The following is a 3,041-nucleotide window of genomic DNA, read 5'->3' as shown; positions in this document are numbered from 1 at the left end:
GTCGTGCTGGCCGACAACATGTACACGGCAGAGGACGCCGTTCGACCGTACAAGCATTACCTGGACAACGACCCGCGGTTTTCGACCACTACCCTGGACTTTGAATCGGGAGTCGAATTTACGGTCGTCGTTTCTTGAGTGGGGAGTCTGTCGAAACGCTTATTCCATGGGATCTCGGGCTAAAGGACAGCGCCGCCCGTCTTGATCCCTTGTGCATTTCCGCCGCACCAATGCAAAAACCCCCGCCTTTCGGGCGGGGGTTTCTGGCTTAGGGAGCCTGACGATTACCTACTTTCACACGGGAATCCGCACTATCATCGGCGTAGAGTCGTTTCACGGTCCTGTTCGGGATGGGAAGGGGTGGGACCGACTCGCTATGGTCATCAGGCAAAGAGGGTTGTTGCGCTGGCTTCGCAGCACAACCAATCCTGGAAGAAGCAGTAATCTTGAGTTGTGTGTATCACACACGAGAATCCAACTTGTCGCTTTGGATCGCGGCCGGTGCTGTCGCACGGCGCAGATCTACAAGGCAGACTTGTTATAGGATCAAGCCTTACGGGCAATTAGTATCAGTTAGCTGAACGCATTACTGCGCTTACACACCTGACCTATCAACGTCCTGGTCTCGAACGACCCTTCAAGGGGATCTAGTCCCCAGGGATATCTCATCTTAAGGCGAGTTTCCCGCTTAGATGCTTTCAGCGGTTATCTCTTCCGAACATAGCTACCCGGCGATGCCACTGGCGTGACAACCGGTACACCAGAGGTTCGTCCACTCCGGTCCTCTCGTACTAGGAGCAGCCCCCTTCAAATATCCAACGCCCACGGCAGATAGGGACCAAACTGTCTCACGACGTTTTAAACCCAGCTCACGTACCTCTTTAAATGGCGAACAGCCATACCCTTGGGACCGGCTACAGCCCCAGGATGAGATGAGCCGACATCGAGGTGCCAAACACCGCCGTCGATATGAACTCTTGGGCGGTATCAGCCTGTTATCCCCAGAGTACCTTTTATCCGTTGAGCGATGGCCCTTCCATACAGAACCACCGGATCACTATGACCTGCTTTCGCACCTGCTCGACTTGTCGGTCTCGCAGTTAAGCACGCTTATGCCATTGCACTATCAGCACGATTTCCGACCGTACCTAGCGTACCTTCGTACTCCTCCGTTACGCTTTGGGAGGAGACCGCCCCAGTCAAACTGCCTACCATGCACTGTCCCCGACCCGGATCACGGGCCAAGGTTAGAACCTCAAACAAACCAGGGTGGTATTTCAAGGACGGCTCCACCGAAACTAGCGTTCCGGTTTCATAGCCTCCCACCTATCCTACACAGATCGGTTCAAAGTCCAATGCAAAGCTACAGTAAAGGTTCATGGGGTCTTTCCGTCTAGCCGCGGGTAGATTGCATCATCACAAACACTTCAACTTCGCTGAGTCTCGGGAGGAGACAGTGTGGCCATCGTTACGCCATTCGTGCAGGTCGGAACTTACCCGACAAGGAATTTCGCTACCTTAGGACCGTTATAGTTACGGCCGCCGTTTACCGGGACTTCAATCAAGAGCTTGCACCCCATCATTTAATCTTCCGGCACCGGGCAGGCGTCACACCCTATACGTCCACTTTCGTGTTTGCAGAGTGCTGTGTTTTTATTAAACAGTCGCAGCCACCAGTTTATTGCAACCCCTTCACCCTTCTGGCGCAAGCCAGTCAAGCTACAAGGGCGTACCTTATCCCGAAGTTACGGTACCAATTTGCCGAGTTCCTTCTCCCGAGTTCTCTCAAGCGCCTTAGAATACTCATCTCGCCCACCTGTGTCGGTTTGCGGTACGGTCATCGTTAGACTGAAGCTTAGAGGCTTTTCTTGGAACCACTTCCAATTGCTTCGCTCCCTAAGGAGCTCGCGCCACACCCTTGAATTCCGCACCCGGATTTGCCTAAGTGCCTTCTCCAATGCAGCGACCGGGACTTCCAACACCCGGACAACCTTCCGCGATCCGTCCCCCCATCGCATCTAACAATGGTGCAGGAATATTGACCTGCTTCCCATCAGCTACGCATTTCTGCCTCGCCTTAGGGGCCGACTCACCCTACGCCGATGAACGTTGCGTAGGAAACCTTGGGCTTACGGCGAGGGGGCCTTTCACCCCCTTTATCGCTACTCATGTCAGCATTCGCACTTCCGATACCTCCAGCACCCTTTACAAGGCACCTTCGCAGGCTTACGGAACGCTCTCCTACCATGCGAGCAAAGCTCGCATCCGCAGCTTCGGTATATAGCTTAGCCCCGTTACATCTTCCGCGCAGGACGACTCGATCAGTGAGCTATTACGCTTTCTTTAAAGGGTGGCTGCTTCTAAGCCAACCTCCTGACTGTTTTAGCCTTCCCACTTCGTTTCCCACTTAGCTATATTTGGGGACCTTAGCTGGCGGTCTGGGTTGTTTCCCTCTTGACACCGGACGTTAGCACCCGATGTCTGTCTCCCGTGATTGCACTCTTCGGTATTCGGAGTTTGCTATGGCGGGGTAATCTGCAATAGACCCCCCAACCATGACAGTGCTCTACCCCCGAAGGTGAGACACGAGGCACTACCTAAATAGTTTTCGGAGAGAACCAGCTATTTCCAGGTTTGTTTAGCCTTTCACCCCTATCCACAGCTCATCCCCTAACTTTTCAACGTTAGTGGGTTCGGACCTCCAGTACGTGTTACCGCACCTTCATCCTGGCCATGGATAGATCACCTGGTTTCGGGTCTACGCCCAGCAACTGAACGCCCTATTCGGACTCGCTTTCGCTACGCCTGCCCTATACGGTTAAGCTTGCTACTGAACGTAAGTCGCTGACCCATTATACAAAAGGTACGCCGTCACCCCTTACGAGGCTCCGACTGTTTGTATGCATGCGGTTTCAGGATCTATTTCACTCCCCTCCCGGGGTTCTTTTCGCCTTTCCCTCACGGTACTGGTTCACTATCGGTCGATCACGAGTATTTAGCCTTGGAGGATGGTCCCCCCATCTTCAGACAGGATTTCACGT

At 53.6% G+C, this 3,041-nt stretch carries 2 rRNA genes; both read right to left on the bottom strand.

Going from position 1 to position 3,041, the window contains the following annotated elements:
• Positions 1-275: 275 nt before the first annotated feature.
• A 5S ribosomal RNA gene (gene rrf / locus AB0D66_RS34350) occupies positions 276-388 on the bottom strand.
• Between the two features lie 154 nt (positions 389-542).
• Positions 543-3,041, bottom strand: a 23S ribosomal RNA gene (locus tag AB0D66_RS34345); the annotation flags it as partial.

The sequence above is a fragment of the Streptomyces sp. NPDC048270 genome (assembly GCF_040652335.1).
Lineage (GTDB): Bacteria > Actinomycetota > Actinomycetes > Streptomycetales > Streptomycetaceae > Streptomyces.
This window is presented reverse-complemented; position numbering and strand designations above follow the sequence as displayed.